This window comes from Arthrobacter sp. Hiyo1 (genome assembly GCF_001263615.2).
Lineage (GTDB): Bacteria > Actinomycetota > Actinomycetes > Actinomycetales > Micrococcaceae > Arthrobacter.
Genome location: NZ_DF952469.1, coordinates 109,153 through 111,947 on the forward strand (window position 1 = coordinate 109,153; position 2,795 = coordinate 111,947).

3 protein-coding genes are annotated in these 2,795 nt (G+C 63.1%); 2 read left to right on the forward strand and 1 reads right to left on the reverse strand.

The window, feature by feature from the left end; translation table 11 throughout:
* The coding region (locus AHiyo1_RS05130) for an aminoacyl--tRNA ligase-related protein (RefSeq protein ID WP_340639285.1) at positions 1-644 on the reverse strand (644 nt) is incomplete at its 3' end.
* Between the two features lie 563 nt (positions 645-1,207).
* Between AHiyo1_RS05130 and AHiyo1_RS05135 the strand changes: the two genes are divergently transcribed.
* Complete coding sequence (locus AHiyo1_RS05135; RefSeq protein ID WP_172465501.1) at positions 1,208-2,005, forward strand: ABC transporter ATP-binding protein; 798 nt, start codon at positions 1,208-1,210, stop codon at positions 2,003-2,005.
* An 11-nt stretch (positions 2,006-2,016) separates the two neighbouring features.
* On the forward strand, positions 2,017-2,760 hold the full coding sequence (locus AHiyo1_RS05140; RefSeq protein ID WP_084784364.1) for an ABC transporter permease: 744 nt from the start codon (positions 2,017-2,019) through the stop codon (positions 2,758-2,760).
* The last annotated feature ends 35 nt before the right edge of the window (positions 2,761-2,795 follow it).

The window sequence follows — 2,795 nt, forward strand, 5'->3', positions numbered from 1 at the left end:
GGGTGCAGGAACTCCTCGCTCTTGGATCCACCCATGGCGCCTGCCGTGGCGGCAACGGGGATGACCTCAAGGCCAAGGCGCTCGAAGATTTTCAGGTACGCGGCACGGTGGGCCGCGTAGCTCGCGTCCAGGCCGGCGTCGTCGACGTCGAACGAGTAGGAATCCTTCATGATGAATTCGCGGCCGCGGAGGAGGCCTGCCCGGGGGCGTGCTTCGTCGCGGTACTTGTTCTGGATCTGGTACAGGCTCAGCGGCAGGTCCTTGTACGAGGAGTACAGGTCCTTGACCAGGAGGGTGAACATTTCCTCGTGCGTGGGGGCGAGGAGGTAATCGGCACCCTTGCGGTCCTGGAGGCGGAACAGCCCTTCGCCGTATTCGGTCCAGCGGTTGGTCGCCTCGTACGGTTCGCGGGGCAGCAGTGCCGGGAAGTGGACTTCCTGGGCGCCGATAGCGGCCATTTCCTCGCGGATGATCTGCTCGACCTTGCGCAGGACGCTCAATCCCAAAGGCAGCCACGTGTAGATGCCCGGTGCGGCACGGCGGATATAGCCCGCACGGACCAGGAGTCTGTGGCTTGCGACTTCGGCGTCGACGGGATCTTCACGCAAGGTGCGCAGGAACAGCTGGGAGAGGCGAAGGACCACGGGTCAGAATCCGTTTCTATGGCAAGAGCTGGCAAAAACTACTGTGTACCAATCTACCGGCTTGCGGCCGGGGAACCTGCCGGGGCCGTCCCCCCGGATTCCTTCCCCGGGTTCTTCGGAAAGCAAAGCCGCCCCGAACGAACATGAGCCACGCCATGGTGCGAGGAAGCCCCTGGCCGCTGGGCGGCTGGTCATCCTGCCATGGCGTGGCTCAGCGGCTGGTCGGCCGCGGGCGTGTCCTGGAGCTTAGTCGGACTCGTCGAATGCCTTCGAAAGATCAACGCCTACAGCCATTTGGTTTTGTGTTTCCTCTCTGAAACCGTCCGCGCCCCAGCGACACGGCTGGTTCTGAATTTATGTGATGGCGGACACTTTTTTCAAGGGCTTGGACTAATCAATTCTGGCAACGAACAACGCGGGGTCAGTTAGCGCCCATCCGGAGGTCCGACATGGGCCGTAAGTGACCCCGCGTTGCAGGATCTGTCACCGAGGCTCACAGTTGACGCGCTTGTGTATCGGATTTACCTTTTATTCATCACCTGATGAATAAATCGGAGGCCGCGATGTCCCACAGTCCAGCGGGAAGTCCTGCACCAGGCATGTCCCCTGCGTCCCCTGCGGTCACGGTGGAGGGCCTGCACGTCACGCGCGGCCGCAAGAAGATTCTCCGTGGCGTGGACTTCGCCATGGAGCCCGGACGGATCACGGGCCTGCTTGGACCCTCGGGGAGCGGCAAGACAACCCTCATGCGCTGCATCGTCGGCGTCCAGCGGCTGACAGCCGGCAGCGTGGACGTATTGGGCCGTCCAGCAGGTACTCCGTCATTGCGGCACGACGTCGGATACGTCACCCAGGCACCGAGCGTCTACACGGACCTCAGCGTCGAGGCGAACGTGAGGTATTTCGGAGCCATGCACGGCGTCTCGGCGGCCGACACCGCGGAGGCGATTGCCGCCGTCGGGCTCGAATCACTGGCACGGCGGAAGACGGCAGACCTATCCGGCGGTGAATTCAGCCGGGTCTCGCTGGCCTGCGCGCTCGTCTCGCATCCGAAGCTGCTGGTCCTCGACGAACCGACGGTTGGCTTGGACCCGGTACTGCGTGCCGAGCTGTGGGAACGGTTCGCCGCCTTGGCCAAAGCGGGCACCACCCTGCTGGTGTCCAGCCATGTCATGGAGGAGGCCTCGCACTGTTCCTCGTTGCTCCTGCTCCGCGATGGATTGCTGCTGGCGCAGCTCAGTCCGGCGGAACTGAGCGAGCGGGGACACAGCAACGACCTGGAACAGGCCTTCCTGCACATCATCCAGGAAGCGGGCGCCGCTTCGAGCCACCGGAGTGCCAATGAAAGCCAGGTGGCGTGATGAATCCACGGATGATGTTTGCCACCACCAGGCGGGTCCTGGAACAACTGCGGCGCGACCACCGGAGCGTCGCGCTCATCATGGTGGTTCCGGCCCTGCTGCTCACGGGCGTCTACTATCTGTTCGAGAACGAAACCCTGCCTCCCGGATTCCCCCGGACCTTTGACCGCGTGGGACTCATGATGCTGGCCATTTTCCCGTTTGTGGTGATGTTCCTGGTCACGTCGATCACGATGTTGCGCGAAAGGACGTCGGGGACGTTGGAACGGCTCCTGACGACGCCCATCCACAAAGCCGATCTCCTGTTCGGCTACGCGTTGGCGTTCTCCATCATGGCGGCCCTGCAGTCCCTTGTGGCAACCGCTGTGGCCTACTGGATCTTCAATCTGGATATCAAGGGCGGTCCCGGTTACGTCGTGATGATTGCCGTCATCAACGCAGTACTCGGTGTTGCGCTCGGCCTGTTGTGCTCGGCCTTTGCGAGGACCGAATTCCAGGCGGTGCAATTCATGCCGGTGGTGGTGATACCGCAGATCCTCTTGTGCGGACTCTTCGTGGCCAGGGACCACATGAACAGCCTCCTGGAGGGCATTTCCAATGTGCTGCCGCTGACGTTTTCGGTCGATGCGCTCCAGCAGATCGCCGACAACACCGAGGCGACGCAGGCCATGTGGCAGGATGCCGGGGTCATGGCGGCGATCGTTGTGGGGGTCTTGGTCCTGGCTTCGTTCACCCTCCGACGGCGGACCTCATGAGCGGCGGCGTGCCTCCCCTGCGGCGGGGACGCCGC